This window comes from Flavobacterium sp. UMI-01 (assembly GCF_019656315.1).
Taxonomy (GTDB): Bacteria; Bacteroidota; Bacteroidia; order Flavobacteriales; family Flavobacteriaceae; genus Flavobacterium.
Map to the genome: position 1 here is coordinate 1 of NZ_BPLU01000008.1, position 23,442 is coordinate 23,442.

19 protein-coding genes are annotated in these 23,442 nt (G+C 34.6%); 6 read left to right on the forward strand and 13 right to left on the reverse strand.

The window, feature by feature from the left end; all coding sequences use genetic code 11:
* Nucleotides 1-195: 195 nt before the first annotated feature.
* Entirely contained in the window at nucleotides 196-1,371 is a 1,176-nt protein-coding gene (locus K5R64_RS04315) for a GlmU family protein (RefSeq protein ID WP_220761284.1), read from the reverse strand.
* A gap of 323 nt (nucleotides 1,372-1,694) precedes the next feature.
* On the opposite strand from K5R64_RS04315, the gene K5R64_RS04320 reads away from it, so the two are divergent.
* Entirely contained in the window at nucleotides 1,695-4,211 is a 2,517-nt protein-coding gene (locus K5R64_RS04320) for a cation-translocating P-type ATPase (protein ID WP_220761286.1), read from the forward strand.
* A gap of 14 nt (nucleotides 4,212-4,225) precedes the next feature.
* On the opposite strand, the gene K5R64_RS04325 is transcribed toward K5R64_RS04320, so the two are convergent.
* Entirely contained in the window at nucleotides 4,226-4,558 is a 333-nt protein-coding gene (locus K5R64_RS04325) for a tRNA-binding protein (RefSeq protein WP_220761288.1), read from the reverse strand.
* A gap of 89 nt (nucleotides 4,559-4,647) precedes the next feature.
* On the opposite strand from K5R64_RS04325, the gene K5R64_RS04330 reads away from it, so the two are divergent.
* Nucleotides 4,648-5,205 carry a thioredoxin family protein gene (locus K5R64_RS04330; RefSeq protein ID WP_220761289.1) on the forward strand — a complete coding sequence of 186 codons (558 nt, stop codon included), beginning with the start codon at nucleotides 4,648-4,650 and terminating at the stop codon, nucleotides 5,203-5,205.
* Nucleotides 5,206-5,209: 4 nt separating this feature from the next.
* Here the strand turns inward: K5R64_RS04330 and K5R64_RS04335 are convergent, their stop codons facing one another.
* Nucleotides 5,210-5,866 carry an alpha/beta fold hydrolase gene (locus tag K5R64_RS04335; protein ID WP_220761291.1) on the reverse strand — a complete coding sequence of 219 codons (657 nt, stop codon included), beginning with the start codon at nucleotides 5,864-5,866 and terminating at the stop codon, nucleotides 5,210-5,212.
* Between the two features lie 379 nt (nucleotides 5,867-6,245).
* On the opposite strand from K5R64_RS04335, the gene K5R64_RS04340 reads away from it, so the two are divergent.
* The gene (locus K5R64_RS04340; RefSeq protein WP_255580299.1) at nucleotides 6,246-6,548 is read left to right on the forward strand and encodes a GNAT family N-acetyltransferase; all 303 of its coding nucleotides are present in this window, start codon (nucleotides 6,246-6,248) and stop codon (nucleotides 6,546-6,548) included.
* Between the two features lie 54 nt (nucleotides 6,549-6,602).
* On the opposite strand, the gene K5R64_RS04345 is transcribed toward K5R64_RS04340, so the two are convergent.
* The 5 genes from K5R64_RS04345 to K5R64_RS04365 form a co-directional block, all read right to left on the reverse strand.
* On the reverse strand, nucleotides 6,603-8,237 hold the full coding sequence (locus K5R64_RS04345; RefSeq protein ID WP_220761292.1) for an ABC-F family ATP-binding cassette domain-containing protein: 1,635 nt from the start codon (nucleotides 8,235-8,237) through the stop codon (nucleotides 6,603-6,605).
* Nucleotides 8,238-8,534: 297 nt separating this feature from the next.
* Nucleotides 8,535-9,989, reverse strand: coding sequence for a sodium:alanine symporter family protein (locus tag K5R64_RS04350; protein ID WP_220761294.1), 1,455 nt, complete (start codon nucleotides 9,987-9,989; stop codon nucleotides 8,535-8,537).
* 145 nt (nucleotides 9,990-10,134) lie between these two features.
* Nucleotides 10,135-11,043, reverse strand: a complete 909-nt coding sequence (locus K5R64_RS04355; RefSeq protein WP_220761296.1) for a mechanosensitive ion channel family protein — start codon at nucleotides 11,041-11,043, stop codon at nucleotides 10,135-10,137.
* Between the two features lie 290 nt (nucleotides 11,044-11,333).
* Nucleotides 11,334-11,720, reverse strand: a complete 387-nt coding sequence (locus tag K5R64_RS04360; RefSeq protein WP_220761298.1) for a PUR family DNA/RNA-binding protein — start codon at nucleotides 11,718-11,720, stop codon at nucleotides 11,334-11,336.
* 71 nt (nucleotides 11,721-11,791) lie between these two features.
* Nucleotides 11,792-13,552 (reverse strand): ABC transporter ATP-binding protein, encoded by a 1,761-nt coding sequence (locus K5R64_RS04365; RefSeq protein WP_220761300.1) that lies wholly within the window; start codon nucleotides 13,550-13,552, stop codon nucleotides 11,792-11,794.
* Between the two features lie 571 nt (nucleotides 13,553-14,123).
* Between K5R64_RS04365 and nusB the strand changes: the two genes are divergently transcribed.
* The 3 genes from nusB (at nucleotide 14,124) to K5R64_RS04380 (ending at nucleotide 16,536) form a co-directional block, all read left to right on the forward strand.
* Entirely contained in the window at nucleotides 14,124-15,035 is a 912-nt protein-coding gene (gene nusB / locus K5R64_RS04370) for a transcription antitermination factor NusB (RefSeq protein ID WP_220761941.1), read from the forward strand.
* A 28-nt stretch (nucleotides 15,036-15,063) separates the two neighbouring features.
* Nucleotides 15,064-15,336 carry a preprotein translocase subunit YajC gene (gene yajC / locus K5R64_RS04375; RefSeq protein WP_220761302.1) on the forward strand — a complete coding sequence of 91 codons (273 nt, stop codon included), beginning with the start codon at nucleotides 15,064-15,066 and terminating at the stop codon, nucleotides 15,334-15,336.
* Between the two features lie 159 nt (nucleotides 15,337-15,495).
* The gene (locus K5R64_RS04380; protein ID WP_220761304.1) at nucleotides 15,496-16,536 is read left to right on the forward strand and encodes a GntR family transcriptional regulator; all 1,041 of its coding nucleotides are present in this window, start codon (nucleotides 15,496-15,498) and stop codon (nucleotides 16,534-16,536) included.
* Nucleotides 16,537-16,610: 74 nt separating this feature from the next.
* On the opposite strand, the gene K5R64_RS04385 is transcribed toward K5R64_RS04380, so the two are convergent.
* The 5 genes from K5R64_RS04385 to K5R64_RS04405 all read right to left on the reverse strand — a co-directional run bounded on the left by K5R64_RS04385 (nucleotide 16,611) and on the right by K5R64_RS04405 (nucleotide 23,317).
* On the reverse strand, nucleotides 16,611-18,164 hold the full coding sequence (locus tag K5R64_RS04385; RefSeq protein WP_220761307.1) for a ThuA domain-containing protein: 1,554 nt from the start codon (nucleotides 18,162-18,164) through the stop codon (nucleotides 16,611-16,613).
* Nucleotides 18,165-18,406: 242 nt separating this feature from the next.
* The gene (gene rhaT, locus K5R64_RS04390; RefSeq protein WP_220761309.1) at nucleotides 18,407-19,453 is read right to left on the reverse strand and encodes an L-rhamnose/proton symporter RhaT; all 1,047 of its coding nucleotides are present in this window, start codon (nucleotides 19,451-19,453) and stop codon (nucleotides 18,407-18,409) included.
* Between the two features lie 43 nt (nucleotides 19,454-19,496).
* The gene (locus K5R64_RS04395; RefSeq protein ID WP_220761311.1) at nucleotides 19,497-20,642 is read right to left on the reverse strand and encodes an alpha-hydroxy acid oxidase; all 1,146 of its coding nucleotides are present in this window, start codon (nucleotides 20,640-20,642) and stop codon (nucleotides 19,497-19,499) included.
* 10 nt (nucleotides 20,643-20,652) lie between these two features.
* On the reverse strand, nucleotides 20,653-22,026 hold the full coding sequence (locus K5R64_RS04400) for an FGGY-family carbohydrate kinase (protein WP_220761313.1): 1,374 nt from the start codon (nucleotides 22,024-22,026) through the stop codon (nucleotides 20,653-20,655).
* A 10-nt stretch (nucleotides 22,027-22,036) separates the two neighbouring features.
* Complete coding sequence (locus K5R64_RS04405) at nucleotides 22,037-23,317, reverse strand: sugar isomerase (protein WP_220761315.1); 1,281 nt, start codon at nucleotides 23,315-23,317, stop codon at nucleotides 22,037-22,039.
* Between the last annotated feature and the right edge of the window lie 125 nt (nucleotides 23,318-23,442).

Here is a 23,442-nt window from a genome sequence, read left to right on the forward strand (position 1 = left end):
TATTGAAACGAATTTCAATAAACTTTCGGAAACATCATATTTTATAATGCCTTACGGTGTTTTTACCAACTATTTTTGACTATTAAACCTTAATAAAAAGGATTTCTAAAAGCATTTGAAATAATTGCTCTTTAGAAATCCTTATTTTTTATGCTAGTTTAGCAATAGAATAATGACAACAGTTTGCGTTGACGATTATTCTTTTCTCCATTTTTTTGTTTCTTCAAAAACATGTTCTAGGATAGCGGCTTCTTGTTCGTCAAAAGTGATGTTTCTACGGCTCATTACAATTTGTGCCGTTTGGAACGCTTTTTTAGTGAGATAGGTCGTAAATCCTGATGCACCTCCCCAAGAAAAACTAGGTACAAAGTTGCGTGGGAATCCACTACCAAAAATATTAGCACTTACCCCAACGACTGTCCCGGTATTAAACATGGTATTGATACCACATTTACTATGGTCTCCCATAATTAAGCCACAAAATTGCAATCCTGTTTTTATAAAACTTTCGGTTTCATAACTCCATAATTTCACTTCTTCGTAGTTGTTTTTTAAATTAGAATTATTACTGTCGGCACCTATATTACACCATTCTCCTAATACTGAATTCCCTAAAAAGCCTTCATGTCCTTTGTTAGAATAGGCTGAAATCACCGAATTGTTAATTTCGCCACCTACTCTAGATTGTGGTCCTACAGTTGTTGCACCGTAGATTTTAGCACCCATTTTTACAGTAGCTCCTTCACATAATGCAAATGGACCACGAATAACAGTTCCTTCCATAATCTCACTGTTTTTCCCGACATAAATAGGTCCTGTGGAGGCATTTAGTGTCACAAATTCTAGTTTGGCTCCTTCTTCAATAAAAATGTTTTCAGGAGCGATAACATTCACACTCTTAGGAATTGGCTGTGATTCACGGTCTTCTGTAAGAAAGTCAAAATCAGCGCGAATAGCCAAATCATTTTTAGAAAAAATCTCCCAAGGATGGTTGATGGAGAGGACATCATATTCCAATTCGATAATCTCATAATGGTCAAAATTAACTTCTTCCTGACTCTCATTAGAATAAAAAGCAATGACTTCTTCATCTTTGAATATCGCTTGGTTTTTGCCTAAATCTTTGATTAATTCGACCAATTCTTCATTAGGTAAAAAAGAAGCATTTATCATTATATTTTCTTCTAATTCTACCATTGGGTATTTTTGGGATAAATATTCCTCGGTCAAAGTTGTGGTTGTTGAACCTAAGTACATTTCCCATTTTTGGCGAATGGAAACAATTCCAATTAAAAGATCAGCAACAGGACGGGTAAAAGTAAGAGGCAACAATGCATTTCTAGAAGGACCGTCAAAGAGGATATAATTCATTTTATGGGGATTCAAAGTTATAACGGCTCAAAGTTACAAAGTTTTTGATAGGTTTGTCTTTTTCATGTTTCATTAACAGTAATTTGATATTGAAAAATGCAAGATACTTTGTGGAATAGCTTTAAGACTGGGTGTTTGTTATTCATTATGAATTAGTTGTGTTTTTTTCGTGGCGTTGTTGTTTTGATTGTCTTCTTTTAAATTTAATAAAAAGAATAAATTTAAAGAGCTTCAAATTCTTCTTTCGGAAGGTTCTTAAAACCTTTTATAAAACTTTCGCTTACAGCATAAAATCGGTATATTTGAGTGTAAAACACTTCAATATGGCTAGAGAGATTAATATTCCGGATCGAATTATTGGACTTAATAACTCTGAAGTTCAAAAAAATAGAGCCGACTTTGGACATAATTTTCAAACACATAAAGCAAAGTATAAATGGTGGCTAGGCATAATCGATATTTTAAAAGAACCCATGCTGTTGTTATTAATTGCAGTAACGGTTATTTATTTCATTTTGGGCGAAAATCAAGAAGCGTATTTTATGTTGGCAGCGATTATAGCGGTGTCAAGTATTTCTTTTTACCAAGACAATCGCAGCCGAAAAGCTATTGAAGCACTAGAAAAGTTAACGGAACCCTTGAGTACTGTTTATCGGGAGGGATTGGCAATAAAAATACCCACCAAAGAAATCGTAATTAACGATTTAGTAATTGTTGAAGAGGGTAATACTATTAATGCTGACGGTATCATTGTACACAGTAACGATTTCTCAGTGAATGAATCTACACTTACTGGTGAGGCTTATTCTGTTTTTAAATCTGAAAAAACCGAAGATAATAAAGTGCTCAGTGGTACATTGGTAGCTTCTGGTTTAGCGATTTATAAAGTAACAGCCATTGGTGCCCAAACTAAGATTGGTCAATTAGGAAGCTCACTTTTGGAAGCTAAAGAAACACCAACCCCTTTACAACTTCAAATAGAGCGGTTTGTAAAAGGTATGGCTATTATTGGAATCACAGTGTTTTTATTGGTGTGGGGTGTTTATTTTTTCAATACGAGAGATCTTCTCAATAGTTTGCTCAAAGGACTCACGCTGGCAATGTCAATACTTCCTGAAGAAATTCCTGTTGCATTTACTACTTTCATGGCATTAGGCTCTTGGAGATTGCTTAAAGAGGGGATCATCATAAAGAAAATTCGAACGGTAGAAACCTTAGGAAGTGCTACCATAATATGTACTGATAAGACAGGTACTATTACAGAGAACAAAATGAATTTGCAGTCGGTATATGCATTTGCAACTGGGCAGTTGTATGCAAAAGACAGTTGGTATGAACCAGCTGCACAAAAAGTGATTGAAATAGCCATGTGGGCAAGTGAACCAGTCCCTTTTGATCCTATGGAAAAAACACTTCATGCACAGTATGAAAAATTGACGAATGAGGATTTACGTAAATCTTTTTCTCTTGTCCAAGAGTATCCACTTGAAGGGAAGCCTCCCTTGATGACCCATGTGTTTGAAAATGAAGAGGGGCAACGTATTATAGCTGCAAAAGGAGGGACAGAAACACTTTTAAATGCCTGCGGTTTGAGTGCTGAACAGAAGGAAGAAGTAGCCCTCATCCTCCAACAACTCGCTTCTCAGGGGTATCGAATTCTCGGTGTGGCTGAATCCCATTTTGATGCTGATGAGTATCCTAAAAACCAATTGGATTTTTCCTTTACATTTATCGGTTTGATAGTATTTTATGACCCACCTAAAGCCAATATTCAAAGTGTTTTTCAACAATTTTATGAGGCAGGAATCGTGGTAAAGGTAATTACTGGAGACAATAGCCTTACAACCCAAAGTATCGCAACAAGTGCTGGATTAAAAAACACGCAACAGGCGATTGAGGGGCAGGAAATTATGAAAATGGATGAACATCATAGATTAGAAACCATTCATAAGCATACTCTATTTACTAGGATGTTTCCTGAGGCTAAATTAGCTGTCATTACCACTTTAAAAAATGATGGACAACTGGTTGCAATGGTAGGGGATGGGGTCAATGATGGTCCTGCGTTACAGTCGGCACATATTGGTATTGCCATGGGGAAAAAAGGAACTGAAATTGCAAAAAACGCAGCCGATATGATTTTGGTGGATGATGACCTATCCAAAATGATTGTAGCTGTCGCCGCAGGAAGGCGTATTTATTCGAACATTAAAAAAGCAGTACAATACATCGTTTCGATTCATATTCCAATCATTTTGACGGTCTCCTTACCGCTTTTTTTAGGTTGGGTTTATACGGATATTTTTACTCCAGTTCACGTCATTTTTCTCGAAATGATTATGGGACCTATGTGTTCGATTGTGTATGAAAATGAACCTGCTGAAAAAAACAGTATGACACAACCTCCACGACAACTGGGGAAAACTTTTTTATCTCTCAAAGAAATGGGACTTAGTGTAATACAAGGATTAGTTATCACTTGTGGTGTTTTATTTGTGTACCAATTAACCGTTCAAAATGAAGGGACCGAAACGTTAACCAGAACCATGGTTTTTACCACTTTGGTTTTTTCAAATATCATTTTGTCATTAGTTAACCGTTCTTTCTATTATTCTGTTTTTTCAACATTAAAGAATAGAAATGGAATGATGGTTTTTATGAATGGATTAACATTGTTTTGTCTTGCAATGATTGTTTATCAGCCAGAAATTGCCAACTTTTTTAAAGTAGTTCCCTTGAATGGGTATCACATATTGCTTTGTGGCTTTATCAGCGGTTTATCAGTGCTTTGGATTGAAGTGTACAAATGGTTTAAAAGACAAAATAAGGTGTTTCAGTAGTAATAATTTTTATCTTAACTAATTCTTAAACCATTCTCGACCTTACAATCAGGCGCCAATAAAACCACATCGCCAGCGTCTCCTACTGCGCCTAGAATCAAACATTCACTCATGAATTTTCCAATCTGTTTTTTGGGAAAATTAATCACAGCCACAACCTGTCTCCCTATTAACTCTTGCTTTGAGTAGCGTTTGGTAATTTGAGCGGAGGTTTTTTTTATACCAATGGTCGTTCCAAAATCAATTTGTAATTGATAGGCTGGATTTCTAGCTTCAGGAAAGTCATTTACAGCTAAGATAGTCCCTACGTGCATGGCTACTTTTTCAAAATCTTGCCAACTAATCATTGTTTGTAATTTTAAGGGTATCAAAAATACTTTATTAATCCTATAAAACAACACTTTTTTCTTAACTTTAAGATTTCAAAAAAAAGACTATGGCTCGAACTGAATCAACTATGCTGGCATTAGGTACAAAAGCACCCGATTTTTATCTAAACGATCGAACTTCTGAAATGAAGAATTTTCATTACAGTGATGTGAGGGGCGAAAAAGGGACACTAGTGATGTTCATTTGTAATCATTGCCCTTTTGTGCATCATGTTCTAGATGAGATTGTGCGTATTGCTAATGATTATCGGGTACAAGGAATAGGAATAGTTGCGATTTCGAGCAATGATAGCGTAAAATATCCACAAGATGGTCCTGAATTGATGACGGCTTTTGCGTATGAAAATAATTTTGAGTTTCCCTATTTGTTTGATCCAACTCAAGAAGTAGCCAAAGCTTATCAAGCTGCCTGTACTCCTGATTTTTATTTGTTTAATCAAGAAGATGTTTTAGTGTATCGTGGTCAATTAGACGACAGCCGTCCCGGTAATGGAATTCCGTTGAGTGGCAGTGATTTAAGAGGCGCAATCGATGGTGTTTTATATAATAGGGTGATTAATCCCAATCAAAAACCTAGTATTGGCTGTAATATCAAATGGAAATAGTCTTTTATTCTTCCATAATAATCTTTGGTAAATGTTCGTTCAGCCATTTGTACTTTGTCAAAATCAAGATGTGAGTTGCGCCATTTAGGGTTATGCAATTCTTGATATTCTTGATAGGAAAAACATCATCAGCGTCCCCGTGGATATGAACAACCCGTGGGTCAATTTCAGTTCTATTCCATAAAATGACTTGTTCTACGGCCCATTCTAAATAGGTGATATCACGAACCGAAAGGAATTTTTCATATAATTGCAAGCGTTGGTTTATTTTTTCTCCAAAAGAAAAACGAGCCAAATTTTCCAGATTCAAAATCAATCGCATCGGGATAAGTTTATAGGCTTTGGTAGTTTTAGCAAGTTGAAATCGCAATGGGAATTCTAGATTACTTTTGACACTCGAAATAATAATGATTTTTTGGACAGGAATGTGCATCACCATTTCTTGTACCAAAATGCCTCCAAATGAAACACCTATTAAAACAGGATTTGGATGCTTTATTTTTTGAGTCATTCGCAATGCATACGCACTAAGCGATTCTTTTTCTAATGGAATTTCCCATTCTAAAAAAAATATTTCAAAAGGCTCAGGAAGAGCAATTCGTTCAAAAATCAGGGTGCTTGCCGCTAGGCCAGGCATAAAATAGACAGGTATTTTACTCATCGTGAATCATCTAAAACGCAGTTCTAAAATTACTTTTTTTCGATTCATTTTCAAGTTTTTTTTTTTGATTTTATTGTTCTTTATTTTGATTTAACGATTCAAAAGATACTTACCTGTGATTACAAATGGTTTAAAAATTGTAGTTTTTTTAAAATGAAATAAGTTTAAGAAACTATTATGTTTTAGTGAAATTTTGCGAATTGATTATCAAATAGTTATCTTTGTTTTTTAATACTATCCCATTTTTTTTTTTGAATAAAAATTCAATTTCCTACTACTGGGTATTTAAAAATCATTTGACCTCTAAGAGGAGACGGGCAATTATGAAGTTTAACTTCAAAATTGTACCACTAAAACATAAACTTTAATACATTATCAAATGGAACATTTAATTTCTCTGGACATTAAAGACAATACTTTTGCACGACAATTTGAAATCATGGTAACGGAAGGTTTGGTAGCTGTAGAGTATTCTTTTCAGGAACGAAAGTTGTTTTTGACTAAAATCAATACACCTGATCATTTTGAAAATACAGCATTGATTCATCAGTTTATAACGGATATTTTGGCAATTGCCAAAGAGCGTAAATTAAAAGTGGTTCCTATTTTACCTGAAATAGTCACTTTCTTTAAGAAAAATCCAGAATTTAAGGAATTATTACCTCCTGGTATAAGGTTGTAAAAAAAATACCTCAAAGCAAACAGAATCAGACTTTGAGGTATTTTTTAATGCGATTTATTTTTCAATTTCACGCATACTTTCCATTTTCTTATTGGCTAGGAAGCCTGTGATATCTTCAAAATGTTCGATGACTCTTTTGTTTTTGAATTCAAATACTTTGGTAGCTAAACCGTCTAAGAAATCCCTATCGTGCGACACTAAGATTAAAGTTCCGTCAAAATCGCGTAAAGCATCTTTAATGATGTCTTTAGTTTTCATGTCTAAGTGGTTAGAAGGTTCATCCAGAATCAATAGATTTACAGGTTCTAACAATAATTTAATCATGGCCAAACGAGTTTTTTCACCTCCAGATAATACTTTTACTTTTTTGGTAATATCATCACCTTGAAACATGAAAGCGCCCAAAATATTTTTAATTTGGGTACGAATATCACCCACGGCAATATTGTCAATAGTTTCAAATATGGTTGCGTTTTCATCCAGTAAAGAAGCCTGATTTTGTGCAAAATAACCAATCTGAGCATTATGTCCTATTTCGACACTTCCGCTATCGATTTGCAATTCTTTCATGATAGCCTTAATCATAGTTGATTTACCTTCTCCGTTTTTACCTACAAAAGCTACTTTTTGACCTCTTTCAATCACAATATTAGCATCTTTAAAAACCACATGATCTCCATAGGCTTTGTGCAATTCCTTAACAATTACGGGATATTGTCCCGAGCGTGCTGCAGGAGGAAATTTCAAACGCAGGGCTGAGGTATCTACTTCATCCACCTGAACAATTTCTAGTTTTTCAAGCATACGAACTCGCGATTGTACCGCATCTGTTTTAGAAAAAGTTCCTTTGAAGCGCTCAATGAAAGCACGGTTATCTGCAATCATTTTTTGTTGTTCATCGTAAGCTTTTTGTTGGTGAATACGACGATCTTTTCTCAATTCAAGATAATGGGTATATTTAGCACGATAATCATAAATTCGTCCCATTGTTACCTCAATAGTACGATTGGTGATATTATCTACAAAGGCTCTATCGTGCGAAATTACCACAACGGCTTTAGCCGAATTGATTAAGAAATCTTCTAACCATTGGATACTTTCGATATCCATGTGGTTGGTAGGCTCATCAAGTAAAATTAAATCGGGTTTTTGCAATAAGATTTTGGCTAATTCAATTCGCATTCTCCAACCCCCTGAGAACTCAGAAGTTTGTCGGGTAAAATCTTCACGTTCGAAACCCAGTCCCGTTAATATTTTTTCAACTTCGGCTTCGTAGTTGATTTCCTCTATTGCATAATATTTTTCACTTAAATCAGAAACTCTTTCAATTAATTTCATGTAAGCATCACTTTCATAATCAGTACGAACGGTCAATTGCTCATTAATTTCATCGATTTCGGCTTTCATTTTAAACACTTCGCTGAAAGCTTTCGAAGCTTCTTCCATTACCGTAGCACCATCCGTTGTTAACAAATGTTGAGGTAAATAGGCAACTACAGCTTCTTTAGGGGTAGATACACTTCCAGTTGATGGTTTGCTTTGTCCCGCGATAATTTTCAAAAGGGTCGATTTTCCAGCACCATTTTTCCCCATAAGGGCAATTTTATCGTTTTCGTTTATAGCAAAAGAAACGTCGCTAAAAAGTGTAGTTCCACCAAATTGTACCGAAATATCATTAATTGTAATCATTTTGTAATTATAAAGAGTTCTGTTGTTTTTTTTAAGGCGCAAAGATAACAGATTTAATATTCGAAATACCATTTAACCTAGATTCCTATTTGACAAATGTTTGAGTTTTTTGTCAAATTCCTAAAAGGCAAAGCAATGAACCTCTTTTGCCACATAAACAGCATCAAATGGTGTTGTAAATTAGGATGTGAAAAAATGACAAAAGCTCCTGTAAATCAAAATAGTAATAAATTTACAGAAGCTGTTATATTTAGTTTTTGAACTAGAATTAAATACTAAGTAAGTGTCTTGATTAATTTATTTTTGATTTACCGAATTCCACATAGGTGCATTGTCGATATGGATATCTTCAGGGTGAAATTGAGGGTCAATTCCTTGTTTTTTCTGTTTTTCATAATCTTTAAGTGCTGCCAAAGCTGGTTTTTGTAACAGTAAAATCGCAATGATATTGAACCAAGCCATTAAACCTACCCCTAGATCTCCTATAGCCCATGCCAGCGTTGCTTGATTTACTGCACCATACATTATAACTGCTATCATGGCTATTTTTAATAAATGATAATAAAGCGGAGATTCAATTTTGCGAGTCAAATAGGAAATGTTGGTTTCAGCTATATAATAATAAGCGATAATAGTTGTAAATGCAAAGAAGAACAATGCGGTAGCCACAAAATAAGAACCAAAACCAGGGAATACTGTATCCATAGCATTTTGTGTGTAAGCAGGGCCTACCATGATATTTTGTAGTCCTTGGTAAAGGAATTCTGGTGCTCCTTCTGTGCCAAAATTAGGATTGTGTACATTGTACATCCCTGTAATAAGTAGCATAAAACCTGTAGCAGAGCAAACGAATAAGGTGTCAATATAGACCGAGAACGATTGTACTAAACCTTGCTTGGTTGGGTGGGTGATAGCAGCTGCAGCAGCTATGTGTGGGGCGGTACCTTGCCCTGCTTCGTTGGAGTATATCCCTCTTTTTACTCCCCATTGAATGGCTAATCCAAATACGGCACCAAATCCTGCTTCTAAGTTAAAAGCACTTTTGAAAATTAAAGCAATAATATCTGGCAATTGATGAATATCAACAATGATAATGATTAAAGCGAATAGAATATAACCAAGTGCCATAAATGGAACTACATATTCTGTGAATTTAGCAATGCGCTTCACTCCCCCAAAAACAATTGCGGCAAATAAAATAACCATGCCAATTCCAGACCACCAAGTGTCTATTTGATACGCATTTTGGATACTCTCCGCTACAGAATTGGCTTGTACTCCCGGTAAAAACAACCCTGCCGAAACCACCGAAACAATAGCAAAAAGTACAGCGAACCATTTGATACCTAAACCTTTTTCGATATAAAAAGCAGGACCACCACGAAATTGACCAAGGTGTTTTTCCTTGTAGATTTGGGCTAGTGTAGCTTCAATAAATGCAGTACTAGCTCCCAAAAAAGCAACCATCCACATCCAAAATAATGCACCAGGACCACCAAAAGCAATTGCTGTAGCCACTCCCGCAATGTTACCAGTTCCTACTCTTCCTGCGAGAGACATGGCTAGTGCTTGGAAAGAAGAAACTCCTGAATCTGTACTTTTTCCATCAAATAATAACAGAATCATCTCTTTTAGGTGACGCAGTTGCAAAAAGCGGGTGCGAATAGAGAAGTACAATCCCGTTCCCAAGCATAAAATGATCAAAGCATTACTCCAGATAATATCATTTAAATGACCTACAAATTCTTCCATGGTATATTTATTAATTTGTCATCAAAAAAACAACAAAACATTCGTTTCTCAAACAATTTTTTAAACTATTTGCGATAATGAGGTGTTTTATTTAATTAAGCAAACAAATGTGGAGCTGTTTTAACGCCTCGATTAGCTTCTGGAATTAGTTTTTTAAGTCTTGTTTTTGATTGTTTTCGGCTTGATGAACGACCACTTGAGGAAACGGAATTTCGATACCTTCTTTGTCAAATGCTATTTTTAATCTTTTGCGAAGTTCACCAGTAACGTCAAATTGACGATGTGCGATAGTTTCGCCTAAAATTTTGACCATAATAGCGGAATCAGCAAAATCATTTACACGTAAAAACTGAGGGGCTTTGATAATAAAGTCTTTCCATTCTGGGTCTTCGGCAATACTATTACCTACTTGATTTATTACTGTGATTAAATGCTCCAAATCAGTAGCGTATCCAACGCCCATATCCAAGTTTACACGAGCATAATCTTTAGAAAGGTTAGAAACCGATTTAATTTCTCCATGTGGAATGTGATGTACGGTACCGTCGATATCTCTTAATGTTGTTTTGCGAAGGCTTATTTGTTCTACAGCGCCTCCTAAAACATCAAATTTTACAACATCACCAATGCGGTATTGGTTTTCTAGAATAATAAACAATCCCGAAATAACATCGCGTATGAGGTATTGTCCTCCAAAACCAAAAGCCAAACCTACAATTCCCGCTGCGGCAATAATTGGTGCAATTTCAATTCCGAACTCACTTAAAATCATCAGGGAGCTAATGGTGATAATGGCAATTTTTGATGTGGTTGTAAATATTTGAATGAGTGTGTTTTCTCTTTTTTCTTCGGCTTCTTTAGTTTGATGTTTTTCGGGGCGAACAGCTATTCGAACGGCTTTAGCGATGAATCGTACCAGTATTTTGTGGATGAAATAGGCTCCAATAGCAATAAAAAGAACTTTGATTCCATTATTCATAGACCATGCAATTACTTTTTCGGCATAAAGACTGGCGTATTTTTCAAAAATTTTAATAAGATAATCTGTTTCCATAAGGTGTTTAAAAAATTTGTATTTGTTGGTAAAAAAAATTAAAAGAAATTAGGTGATTTCCCTTGATTTTGCAATTTAAAAGTTTTTTGGAACTCTAGCGAATTCCTGTTGTTGTTATTCTGTTAAAATCAATACAACACTTGATTATTTGCTGTTAAGCGGCAATAGTTTCAAAATACAATTAGGTTGTAATTGCGGTGTTTTTGATAAAAAAAATAAAATCGTTATGATGCAAAAAGTCCAAAAACAGCAGTTGTGTTTTTGGACTTTTTGTAAGTTGAAAATGAGGATTATATATCATCAAATTCAATATCGGTGAAGCTTGAAGTTTGCGGTAAAGCGGCCTCTTCGATACCTGCTTTATCAGCAACATATTCTTTTTTGAAATCTTTTTGATGTCTTTCAGAGATTACTTCTTCGCCTTTGTGGTTCAATACATAAGAAGTCATTTCTTCAAGAATTTCAGAGAAAGCTGTGAAATCCTCTTTGTATAAATATATTTTGTGTTTTTTGAAGTGGAAAGAACCGTCCTCTTCTGTGAACTTTTTACTTTCGGTAATCGTTATGTAGTAATCATCGGCTTTTGTAGCTCTTACATCAAAGAAATAAGTTCTTCTTCCAGCTCGTAAAACTTTAGAAAAAATTTCTTCTTTTTCTAACATATCATTTTCTCTCATAATCCTTTCTGACAATTTATGGTTATTAAATCGTAACCAAAAATGATAAAAAAATAATTATTAAACAACAATTAAAGCAATTCTTTTTCTGAAAGTTGTTTTAAATAGAGCGATGCATAATAGCCCTCTTCATTTATGAGCTGGTTATGAGAGCCTTGTTGAATAATTTTACCATCTTCGAGAATAATAATTCGATCGGCATTTTTTGCTGACGAAACTCTATGACTCACAATAATGGTCGTTTTATCTTTGCAAATTTCAAAAAGATTGTTCAAAATAGCTTCTTCAGTTTCCGTATCAACAGCAGACAGGCAGTCGTCAAATAATAAAATAGGAGGGTTTTTTATGATGGCTCTGGCAATAGAAACTCTTTGTTTTTGTCCGCCAGAGAGGGTAATTCCTCTTTCTCCCAGAATGGTTTCGTATTGTTTTTTGAATCCCATAATGTTTTTGTGTACAACGGCTTTTTTAGCTGCTTGAATCACTTCTTCATCGGTAGCTTCTTCTTTGCCAAACTTAATGTTGTTTTTGATAGAATCCGAAAATAAGAAAGCATCTTGAGGAACATTTCCAATACTGTTACGCAAATCGTATAAATTGAGTGTGCTAATTTCGGCACCATCAATTGATATGCTTCCTTGGCTTACATCGTATATTCTGGAAATAAGGGATAGTATGGTTGATTTTCCAGAACCTGTTTTTCCTAAGATGGCTAGGGTTTCACCTTTTTTTACAGAAAAACTGATGTTATGCAACGCTGTGATATTTGTGTCTTGGTAGGTGTAAGATACATTGTTAAAAGCAATTGCTCCTTCAATGATAGAATTTTCAGGATTGATATTGGTGATTTCAGGTTTAATTTTCAGGAATTCGTTCAATCGTTTTTGGGACGCTTCGGCTTCTTGAACCATTGATGAAACCCAGCCTAACGAAGCTACAGGCCAAGTAAGCATGTTGACATACAATATAAATTCAGCGATGGTACCAATGCTCTTAATGGTTCCGTTGATATACATTAAACCTCCAAAATAAATAACAACCAAGTTACTGATTCCGATAAGGGCTATCATCAAAGGGCCAAATAAGGATTGGACTTTGGCCAACTCTAAGCTTTTATTTTTGCTTTCTTGTGCTAAATCCACCATATTGTTTTGGTGCTGTCTTTCTAACGAATACGCTTTTAGTACCCGAATTCCAGAGAATATTTCTTGGGTAAAACTAGATACTTTAGAAAGGTATTGCTGAAAAGTTGTACTGCGAATATTGATTTCAGAACTTAATTTGAAAATAGCATACGATAAAATAGGTAAAGGCAATAAGGTGTACAAGGTAAGTCTAGGAGATACATTGTACATGTATAAAATCACTACGGCAAAGCGAATAATCGTGTTAATGGTGTACATAACTGCTGGACCTACATACATACGTACCTTAGAAACATCCTCGCTGATGCGGTTCATTAAATCTCCTGTTCGGTTTTTTTTGTAAAAGTTTTGAGAAAGGTTTTCGTATTGTTGAAACACTTCGTTTTTTAAGTCAAATTCAATGTGGCGCGACATGACAATCAAGGTTTGACGCATCAAGAAAGTAAGGAACCCAGCTATAATCGTTGTAGCAATAATCAGTAAGATGTAATTGATTAATTGGTCTTGGATGGCTTGAGTGGGTATTGATTTGTCTTTGGCAAAATTTTCTATGGACTCAAAGGACTTGCTAATTAATTTTGGGGTAAATAATGAAAATATTTGAGCAATAATGGTGAATACAATTCCTAAAAGGAAATGAAATTTGTATTTGGAAAAATATTTATTGAGATAACCTAATTCTTTCATGTGTGCGATGTGGCTAGTAATTTAGGGAATAAAAACCCGCTTGAATTGACAAATATACAGGTTTCATGGAGATTTATTGTTAAAGTAAAGTTGTATTCTTGGGATGGGTTTATAGCAAATCATACTGCGTTTTTTCGAAAGGACAGTAAAGGTTTTTAAACATATAAGTGATATAAGTTTTTTGTAGAGATGAATTTGAAACATTTAAGAAATTTAAGAGCATATAAGTTTTTGGAAATAGTATTTTGAATTTCAGCAAACTAAGATGTTGGAATTAAGTGCTGTATAAGGTTTAAATATTAAAGCTACAGTTTTAAAAGTCCATTACTTAGCAATGCTTCAATGTTCTTAAATTTCTTTAATGTTTTTAAAAACTAAGTACAACAGAAAAAACTTATATGACTTATATGTTTAACAAAATCGAGGTTAAGTATAGAAGATTTTCATTTTATCCTAATGGTTCTTTTTTTAAATTTAAATTTCATTTTAAAAAAGGAATAACTACTTTTGCACACTAATTTATAAAAGTTCTTACACGGTGGTAAACAGAAGACACATTCGCGTCAAAGTAATGCAATCCATATATGCGATGCATCAAAATGGTTCTGAAAATTTAGAGAAAGAAGAGAAATTTCTTTTTTATAGTATCGATAGTATTCAGGATTTATACCTTACCATGGTTTCTTCCTTAATGGAAATTTGTAAAAAAGAGGCGGAGTTTTTACATAAATCAAGTTTGAAACACCTTGCTACTGCCGCTGAACGAAATCCCAATAAAAAATTCATCAACAATGCTGTTTTCCAAATATTAGCAGAAAATAATTCGTTGAGTATTGCGCTGGAAACACGTAAAGTCAATCCTTGGTATTTGAATGAAGATTACATTTTGTTATTACTCAATGCGGTAAAAACAAGTAAGTATTACACGGATTATATGAGTAATCCAAAGCAATCATTTGAAGAAGATAAACAATTAATTTTGGATTTGTTCACTCAAATAATTGTGCCTAACGAGAAGTTGTATGAATATTTGGAAGATGACAAACTAACTTGGATTGATGATATTCCATTGGTGAACACTTTGATTATAAAACAATTAAAAGGACTTAAGACACTTGAAGAGGATAATTTTAGAGTTCCTAAAGTGTATAAAGACATTGAAGATAAAGATTTTGCTAAAGACTTATTCAGAAAAACGGTTTTGAATGAAAAGGAGTTAGCACAAAAATTTGTTGACAAAACACCTAATTGGGATACAGAGCGAATTGCTGAAATTGATACCATTATTTTGAAAATGGCTATCTGCGAATTATTGAAATTCCCTTCTATTCCTGTAAAAGTAACTCTGAATGAATATTTAGAACTTGCTAAAGAATATTCTACTCCTAAGAGTAGTATTTTTATTAACGGTATTTTAGATAATTTAGTAAAAGAATTAGAATCGAATAAGTCTTTGTTAAAAACCGGTCGTGGTTTAATTTAATACGTATCAATTAAAATTAATATACATTATGGAAGAGTTAAATAAGTTTGCCCCGTTTTTATTGATGTTTGTGGTTATCTATTTCTTTATGATTAGACCACAACAAAAAAGAGCTAAGCAAGAAAAAGCATTTGAAGCTGCCTTGAAAGTAGGAGACAAAATCATTACTAAAAGTGGTTTACATGGAAAAGTAGTTGAATTAGGCGAAACTACAGTTGTGATTGAAACGATGTCTGGAAAATTAAAAATGGAGCGTTCTGCTATTTCGATGGAAATGAGTGCAACATTGGCAAAAAAATAATTATTCCTCTTTTTTAGGAAACAATCTAAAAGACAGTGCTCTCAGTACTGTCTTTTTTTATGTAAAATAAGTTTTCGATTTTTAGTGATTTGTTGCCCAGCTAAAAATTAGTTATTACAGCCAAAATAAATTAATTTTGATTCAATTAAACGACAAAAAATGTTGAAATTTATCAAAATAGAAGAGGATTCCAGGGTTCCTAAGTACAAGCAAATTGTGGATTCCGTAATTCATAATATTGCTATAGGTAATTTTTCTATTAATGATAAAATACCTTCTATTAATGCGGTGAGTGAAGCTTTTTACTTGTCCCGAGATACTGTGGAAAGAGCTTACGGCATTTTGAAGGAAAGAAAAATCATCAATCCTATTATAGGCAAAGGGTACTATATTTCAACGAATAAAATTAGTGTCAAGGTAAATATTCTCTTTATTATAAATAAGTTGAGTACCTATAAAATGAGTATGTTTCAATCATTTATAGAGCATATAGGTCCCAATTGCCATACGGATTTTCAAGTGTATCATTGTGATGAGACTTTGTTTTTAAATTTATTAGAAAAATATGAATCAGTTTATGATTATTATGTCATTACGCCTCATTTTAAAACAGAAGAACTTAAACACATTAGTTATACTGAGAAAGTGATGGATGCTTTGAATAAAATTCCTAGCAACAAACTGATAATTATGGACAATATGAGTTTGCCTGTTGCTTCAGAGGTAAGCCAAATTTATCAAGACTTTGAAAATGATATTTATGATGCTTTGTTAGAAGGGATAGTAAAAATTAAGAAGTACAAAAGACTGATTTTAGTGTATCCTGAAAAATCACTGTATCCTTATCCTCGACGTATATTATTTGGTTTTAAAAAGTTTTGTGTAGAGCATGATAGTCATTTTGAAATTATCGATGAAGTTTACGAAGACATTATTTTGAAAGAAGGAGATTTATTTATCACCATTGTTGAAGCTGATTTAGTCAAACTAGTTAAACAAATCAGAGATGAAGAATTTGTTTTGGGTGACAAAATAGGGGTGATATCCTATAATGATACTCCTTTGAAAGAACTTTTGGGAATCACTGTGATGTCCACTGATTTTAAATTTCTAGGAAGAGAAACCGCCTCGATGATTGAAAATAATCAAAAAGGAATTATAAAAGTTCCGTTTCATTTTATAGATCGAAATTCGATATAAAAAGCATTGAAAGTGGTTCGTTATAATAGTTCTCTTTGGGGCGTAAATTTATTATAACGAACCTAAATATATGGTTATAGTTGTTTTAAAATGTTTCTGGGAAACGCTGAAATGGATTGAATTTGGATGTCTTTGTAGAAAGCTTCAGCCGCTTCTGATTGAATTTGGATTAACCCTTTAGTAACAGGAATTTCTTTTTTGTCGGGAGTGATTCGTTTTAAGTTTTCTAATACCATCACTACTTTTCCGTTGACTACATGAATGCTTTTATCACCCAAACAATATAGGTCGAGTGTATTCCATTCTCCTTCAGTATTTTCATTATCAAAACCTCTTTTAGCAGAATTATAAGGTGATTTAGCACTAGACATAAAATCGTTTTTTTGGCCAGTTTTAGAATAGCCTAATTGTTTTCCGTCGTTTACGGGTACGCTAGCAATTGTAGCTTTAACACCACCTAAAGCATAAAAATCACCCATGTCATTTTTTTGAACTTGAAACTCATGTGATTGCATCCACACATTCCAAAATGTGCGGTATGGTCCATTAGCATGGTATAAAATGCCATTATCCTTAGGTAAGGTTAAACGAGGTTCCCACACTTGTTTTCCCCATTTAAACTGTAAACGCAAATGATAGTTTTCATATTCTAATTTTGTGGTTAAAGCACCAAATATTTCTCCTGAGATATGCAAAATGTTTTCCTTGCCCTCTTGTATTATTTTGTAAACCTGTTTAGGGTCGTTGTTTAATCCTAAAGGCTCTCCTGTTTTTCCATTACTTTTGGGGTCCACATGGGCTAGATTTTGAACCGTTGCGTGTGGACAACCTATAAATACTGCCCAATGGTCATTTAGATTTTCTGTTAATAGTGATGTAGGTTTTGTGGAGGGCTTCGGGTCGGCTATTTTTCCACCAGCCCATAGGATGCCAGTTTTGATTTCTTTTAAAAAAATAGTGTCATCATATTGTTCGTCACGATGACCTAAACCAGTATAAAAAATACGTCCACCGTCATAATGATGAAACCAAGTGATTGGATGATTTCCATTCATATTTCCACCAGTATATGATTTCTCATCAATATGGGTAAGTACAGTTACATACGGTTTTACCGCTTCTTTAAAATTGTACCATTCATCAGTGGTTTTTCGAGTTTTATAATCCGTAGTCATAAATTGAGCATAGGGTAGGGTGGTAGTTAATGTAGCTTGTTGAATTTTTGGGTGGTTGCTAAATACGGCTCCAATCATAGCACTATACCAAGGCCAATTTTTTTCAGTATCCGATGCGGCATGAATGCCCACAAAACCTTTTCCTCTAGCAATGAAATTTTGAAAAAATTTCTTTTGTTCGTCATTAAAGAGATCTCCAGAAGTGTTTAAGAAAACCAAAACATCGTATTGGTACAAATTTTCGTTGAAATCACTAGCGTCTTCTGAGAAAGTGAGTTTCCATTTGTTTTCTGTACCTAGTTTTTTTAGCGCTTCTTGTCCTTTTGGTATAGATTTGTGTCTAAAAGCTTGTGTTTTCGAAAAGACCAAAACGTTTAAAGTCTCATTTTGTGCTACAATGCTATACGTCAATAAAAGCATGAGCCAGACTAAGGGGAATTTTTTTAATTTCATTTTTAGGTTATTGGGTTAAATGAAGTTTTAATAGTTTTTCAAATATAATTATAAAAACATCATTTCAGCACAAAATGGTACGGCATAGTAAATGGAATCTGAATTTCAAAACTGAATTAAAAGCAAATGCGAACCCTCTTATTTCTGTAAAGAAATCAAAGGTTCGCATTGCAATTGTTTTAAACGAAAGTTGACTTAATCCATACTATAGTTTAGTAGCGAGAGGACTTTCTTTTTTTGTTTTAGATTGAGTTTCCAATTCCTACCAAAACGATAGAAAGTAGAATCAAACCAATTCCGTATAAGAAGGTGCGGAACGTTTTAGACGAAACGCCTGTCCATTCTTTCAGGATTAATCCCCAAACGTTTGCTGTTAAGATGATGGTTGCCATGTGAGCAATCCAAGAACTAGCACCGTTGCCTAGTTTACTTTCACCCATTCCGTAAAAGAAAAATTGTAAATACCACATAGTTCCTGCTAGACCAGATAACAAAATGTTTCTAACGATAGGTGTTTGCACATTGGTATAATCAACAAATGTTTTGTTACGGAAATTAAGGTACATACACCAAATAAAATTAGTAGTCAATCCACCCCAAAGTAAAACCACATAGGTTACATTATTTTGAAACAATGGATTGAAACCTTGTTCTACTGCAGCATCTGCCATCGGTTTACCTGCTTCGATTCCAAAGTTAAAGAACGAACTCAAGATACCAGAGATAATCGCGATAATCAAACCTTTCACCAAATCAAATTCTTGTTTGTCTAATTCACCACCAGCTAAATCTTTTTCTTTCATCATCCCTGCTTTTCCAGAAAAAGCAATTCCTAAAAGACAAACAACAACACCAAGAAGTACTAATTGTCCGCCAGAGTTCGCAAGCATATCTGAGAAAGTCACCTTTCCATCGGTTGGATTAAAATTGTAATATATAGGAGGCACCAAAGCACCAAAAGCTGAACAAAAACCTAATACGATAGAGTTCCCTAAAGACATTCCAAGGTAGCGAACACCCAAACCATAAGTTAGTCCTCCAATTCCCCAGATTACTCCCATAGAATAGGTAAAGGCTTTTACAGAAAAAACAGTTTCTGAGATGATTTCCATGAAATTAGGGACGGTCAAGTAAGCTGCCAATGGAGGTACAATAAGCCATGAAAACAGACCACCAACAATCCAGTAGCTTTCCCAAGCCCATCCTTTCACTCTTTTGAAAGGCATGTAAAAACTACCCGAAGATATTCCTCCGATAGTATGAAAAATAAGACCTAATAATGCTTGCATATTTTTGGTTTTTTAAAATTAATTATGGTTAGAAATAGAATATTTAAATCAAATGATCTTTGAATTCTTCAACAGTGGCACAATTCAATTGCTCCATTACCTGTTGTAATTCGGTTTTTAATAAGGTCATCGTGTGATCGCCTCCTTTTTTACCAAGAGCAGCCACGCCATACATGAAAGAGCGTCCCATAAAGGTAAACTTCGCACCACAAGCCATTGCTCTTGCTACATCTGGTCCAGAGCGTACCCCACTGTCCATCATAATTTCGATTTGGTCGCCATATTTAGCCACCAATCGTTTTAATGAATTGATAGCTGATTCACCAGCATCCAATTGACGTCCACCGTGGTTGGAAACGATAATTCCATCAATTCCTAAACGAATCGCTTCTTCGATATCCTCTTCAGAAGCCACCCCTTTCAGCACTAATTTCCCTTTCCACATGTCTCTGATAGGCTTTATTTTAGCCTCATTCAAACGTCCAGAAAAAGTATCGTTCATGAATTTTCCTAATTGTTTTAAATCCAAACCTTTAGGCATATAAGGTAGCAAGTTGGCAAAATTAGGTTGTCCATGAATTAAGGTTTGCATAGCCCATTCTGGTTTGCCCATTACTTGTAAAATATTGGCAACAGACATTTTAGGAGGCATTGCTAAACCGTTACGAACATCTCTGGGTCTGAATCCAAAAGTAGGTACATCACAAAGAATCACCAATACAGGACATTCGGCTGCTGCGGCTCTATTAATCAAAGCATCTCTTAGTTCATCTTTTGCAGGATGATACAATTGAAACCATGCTTTACCTTCTGTGATTTCGCTAACCCGTTCGATATTGCTGGTGGTTACTGTACTTAAGATAAATGGGACATTGTGTTCAAAGGCAGCTTTCGCCAAAATTTCTGTAGCATTGGGCCACATTAATCCTTGGAGTCCCACTGGAGCTACACCAAAAGGGGCATCGTATTCGATACCAAACAATTTGGTTTTCATGCTCGAACCTTGATGGTCTCTAAGGTAATTTGGTTTTAGTTGTACTTCTCTTAATTCCGAAGTATTTCTATGTAAATTAACATCTTCGTTACAGCCTCCGTCAAGATACTCAAAAGCAAATTTTGGTATCTTTTTTTGCGCTTGTTTTCTTAAGTCGTCTATCGAAGGGTATCTAGAGTCTAATTGTGATGCCATAATAGCTTTTTTAATTGATTATAAAAGGAACGTGTTTTTTGAGCGAATAATTTTCTTTCAAAAACTTAGAGTTCAATTTGGTGTCCGAGATAGAAATAGCTGCTCCAAGGGCTGAGCCTAACGAAGAATTGGTAGAACGAAGCACCATGTCTCTTAGATAATGAGATAATAGTTTGATAAATACATCATTATCACTAAAACCACCATCGACAAAGAGTTTCTTTATTTTGGTGTTTCCAGCGGCTCTCTTGATGCTTTGCACTTGCAATAAAACCAACTCAATCATCAAGTGATGGTAGGCCTCCTTGAAATTATCATAAATAATCTCTGTTTTTGCAGGCATGTTAGCATCTTCAATAGCATTCCATCTGAAACAATATTTGAAATCCTTTTTGATTTTATGATACAAATTAGAGTCAAATAAAACGGTTTTATGATAGTCATGCGCTAAACCAAAATGATCTGCTAAGGCATGCACTTGATGTGTGTATTCATTCCCTAATAACAATCGAGCTGATTTGACGGGTTTCCCGTTAATTCGCATGTAATTGATACAATCGTCTTGAATGTCTTTAACCGTTAATGTTTTATCTGAAAAAGGATTCAGAGAAACGCTCCAAGTTCCAGTAGAAACCAAAACAAAGGGTTCTTTGGAACTTCGCACATAAGGCAATAAAGCCGAAGAACTATCGTGAATTCCTACTCCAATTTTAATTCTTTTTCCGTTGTAGTTCATATTGATACTCGTCTCGGTAGAAACAATAGGAGGGAGGATTTTGTGAATTTCTTCTTCGTACACCCAAGAGTGATAATCTTTCTTTTCATAATCCCAAAGTGCGGTATGACAACCAATGCTAGTGTACTCGCTCAATGGAATTCCTGTAAAGATATAACTCATATATTGTGGCAAGTGCAATGAGTATTTTATTTTTTTGAATACTTCAGGTTTGGTGTGCTTTAACCAATACAATTGCATGCCTGAATTTAACATACCCGAATTAGTTGAACCTGTTTTAGCTGAAAATTCTAATTCAGGCCCATATTTTTCATAGAACGAAGCGATTAACGCTTCGTCCATGGGTTTAGTATAATTGTAAAGAGGAGTTACTAGTTCGCCATTTTCATCCAAATGAACAAAACTAGCGCCGTAGGTAGAGAAATTGATGGCTTTGACATCGTATTCCTGTGCCTCTAATATTCTATGAAATAATTCTTTAAGCCATTTTTGTAACGCTACAATATCTTCTGTAGGATACCCATCTTCGTCCTGAATTTCGTCAAATTTGATGTATTCACGATACACTTCTTTGAAGTCTTTATCAAAAAGGAAGAATTTTTTATTGGTTTTTCCAATATCAAAAACAGCAGTTACTTTTTGTTTCATTATTATTTAATTATAGACCTGTTGCTACTGAATTACGACCTCTTTCTTTGATTAAACCATTTCTAACATCTAAAGAACGGAACGCATTGATAGGGCTAATGACACCACCTCTGTTCAATCTTGCTTTTTCAAGCAATGGTCTCACATCTGTTCTGTAGGCTCCTTGTAAAATTTCTTGGCATTTTACTACATCATGAGCTAGTTGTGCTGCTTTTAAAGCTGCTTGATCTACCAATAAGGCTTTAGCAAAAGCTTCTTGAATAGCCTCCAATGATTGGATTAAATCTTCCAAAGGATCTTTTACGTTATGACTCGCATCAATCATCCAAGCTAAGTCTGGATTTTGTGGATTGTTAGCCATTCCGTACACCAATTCGTTAAAAATTAAGAATAAAGCATAAGGTTTGATACTTCCAGCGGTTAAATCGTCATCACCGTATTTACTATCGTTGAAGTGGAAACCACCTAATTTTCCTTTTAACATCAAAATGGAAACGATTTGTTCAATATTGCTGTTTGGTAAATGGTGTCCTAAATCGACTAATGACAATGCTTTTTCACCACATTCGTTAGCCAACATAAACGAAGTTCCCCAATCTTGAATTACTGTAGAGTAGAAGTTAGGCTCGTAAGGTTTGTACTCAATTAACATTTTCCAGTCTTCAGGCAACCCTTTGTAGATGTCTTTTAAACTGTCTTGAGTGTTTTGCAAAGCTGCTTGAAAGTTATTTTGTCCCGGGAAACAAGATCCATCCGCTAACCAAACCGTTAATGCTTTTGAACCCAATTTGTTTCCGATGTTGATTACATCAATATTGTGTTGGATGGCTTGTTGTCTTACCTCTTTTTCAATATTACTTAACGAACCGTATTTGTAGCTGTATTTAGAATCTTTTTGATCTTGAAACGTATTCGAGTTTACCGCATCAAATTTAATATCTAATGATTGTGCCAATTCTTTAACAGCATTGTAATCTTGTGGTACATCCCATGGAATGTGTAAAGAAACCGCACCAGCAGTTTGTGTTAAAGAGTGGATTAATCCAATGTCTTCAATTTTTTGTTCCAAAGAAGATGGCTCTCCGTAAAAAGAAAAACGTCCAAAACGTGTTCCTCCTGCTCCCAATGCCCAGCTTGGGATAGCAATTTGAAAATCAGCCAATTTAGAAAGGATAGCCTCTACATTGTGACCGTTTTGTGTTAATTTATTAGCTAAAAAGTCAAAGTTTTCTTTATGAGAACCTAGACCAGCTTTATTAAAATCCTGAATTTGTTCAGTGGTTATTTTCATAATAGTATTTTTATATAAGTCGAAAGTGAAAAGTCTAAGGTCGAAAGTTTAAAGTATCACTTGATAAGCTAGCGTACTTTAAGACTTTCGACTTTAAAACTAAAAATATTAGGCACTAAGTTTCT

Excerpts from the sequence above, each read along its gene's own strand:
- K5R64_RS04395 (WP_220761311.1), bottom strand. The coding sequence starts at position 20,642 with ATGGCATCACAATTAGACTCTAGATACCCTTCGATAGACGACTTAAGA.
- rhaT (WP_220761309.1), bottom strand. The coding sequence starts at position 19,453 with ATGCAAGCATTATTAGGTCTTATTTTTCATACTATCGGAGGAATATCT.
- K5R64_RS04400 (WP_220761313.1), bottom strand. The coding sequence starts at position 22,026 with ATGAAACAAAAAGTAACTGCTGTTTTTGATATTGGAAAAACCAATAAA.
- K5R64_RS04315 (WP_220761284.1), bottom strand. The coding sequence starts at position 1,371 with ATGAATTATATCCTCTTTGACGGTCCTTCTAGAAATGCATTGTTGCCT.
- K5R64_RS04350 (WP_220761294.1), bottom strand. The coding sequence starts at position 9,989 with ATGGAAGAATTTGTAGGTCATTTAAATGATATTATCTGGAGTAATGCT.
- K5R64_RS04340 (WP_255580299.1), top strand. The coding sequence starts at position 6,246 with ATGGAACATTTAATTTCTCTGGACATTAAAGACAATACTTTTGCACGA.
- K5R64_RS04355 (WP_220761296.1), bottom strand. The coding sequence starts at position 11,043 with ATGGAAACAGATTATCTTATTAAAATTTTTGAAAAATACGCCAGTCTT.
- K5R64_RS04385 (WP_220761307.1), bottom strand. The coding sequence starts at position 18,164 with ATGAAATTAAAAAAATTCCCCTTAGTCTGGCTCATGCTTTTATTGACG.
- nusB (WP_220761941.1), top strand. The coding sequence starts at position 14,124 with ATGCAATCCATATATGCGATGCATCAAAATGGTTCTGAAAATTTAGAG.
- K5R64_RS04380 (WP_220761304.1), top strand. The coding sequence starts at position 15,496 with ATGTTGAAATTTATCAAAATAGAAGAGGATTCCAGGGTTCCTAAGTAC.
- K5R64_RS04345 (WP_220761292.1), bottom strand. The coding sequence starts at position 8,237 with ATGATTACAATTAATGATATTTCGGTACAATTTGGTGGAACTACACTT.
- yajC (WP_220761302.1), top strand. The coding sequence starts at position 15,064 with ATGGAAGAGTTAAATAAGTTTGCCCCGTTTTTATTGATGTTTGTGGTT.
- K5R64_RS04320 (WP_220761286.1), top strand. The coding sequence starts at position 1,695 with ATGGCTAGAGAGATTAATATTCCGGATCGAATTATTGGACTTAATAAC.
- K5R64_RS04360 (WP_220761298.1), bottom strand. The coding sequence starts at position 11,720 with ATGAGAGAAAATGATATGTTAGAAAAAGAAGAAATTTTTTCTAAAGTT.
- K5R64_RS04365 (WP_220761300.1), bottom strand. The coding sequence starts at position 13,552 with ATGAAAGAATTAGGTTATCTCAATAAATATTTTTCCAAATACAAATTT.
- K5R64_RS04330 (WP_220761289.1), top strand. The coding sequence starts at position 4,648 with ATGGCTCGAACTGAATCAACTATGCTGGCATTAGGTACAAAAGCACCC.
- K5R64_RS04325 (WP_220761288.1), bottom strand. The coding sequence starts at position 4,558 with ATGATTAGTTGGCAAGATTTTGAAAAAGTAGCCATGCACGTAGGGACT.
- K5R64_RS04335 (WP_220761291.1), bottom strand. The coding sequence starts at position 5,866 with ATGAGTAAAATACCTGTCTATTTTATGCCTGGCCTAGCGGCAAGCACC.
- K5R64_RS04405 (WP_220761315.1), bottom strand. The coding sequence starts at position 23,317 with ATGAAAATAACCACTGAACAAATTCAGGATTTTAATAAAGCTGGTCTA.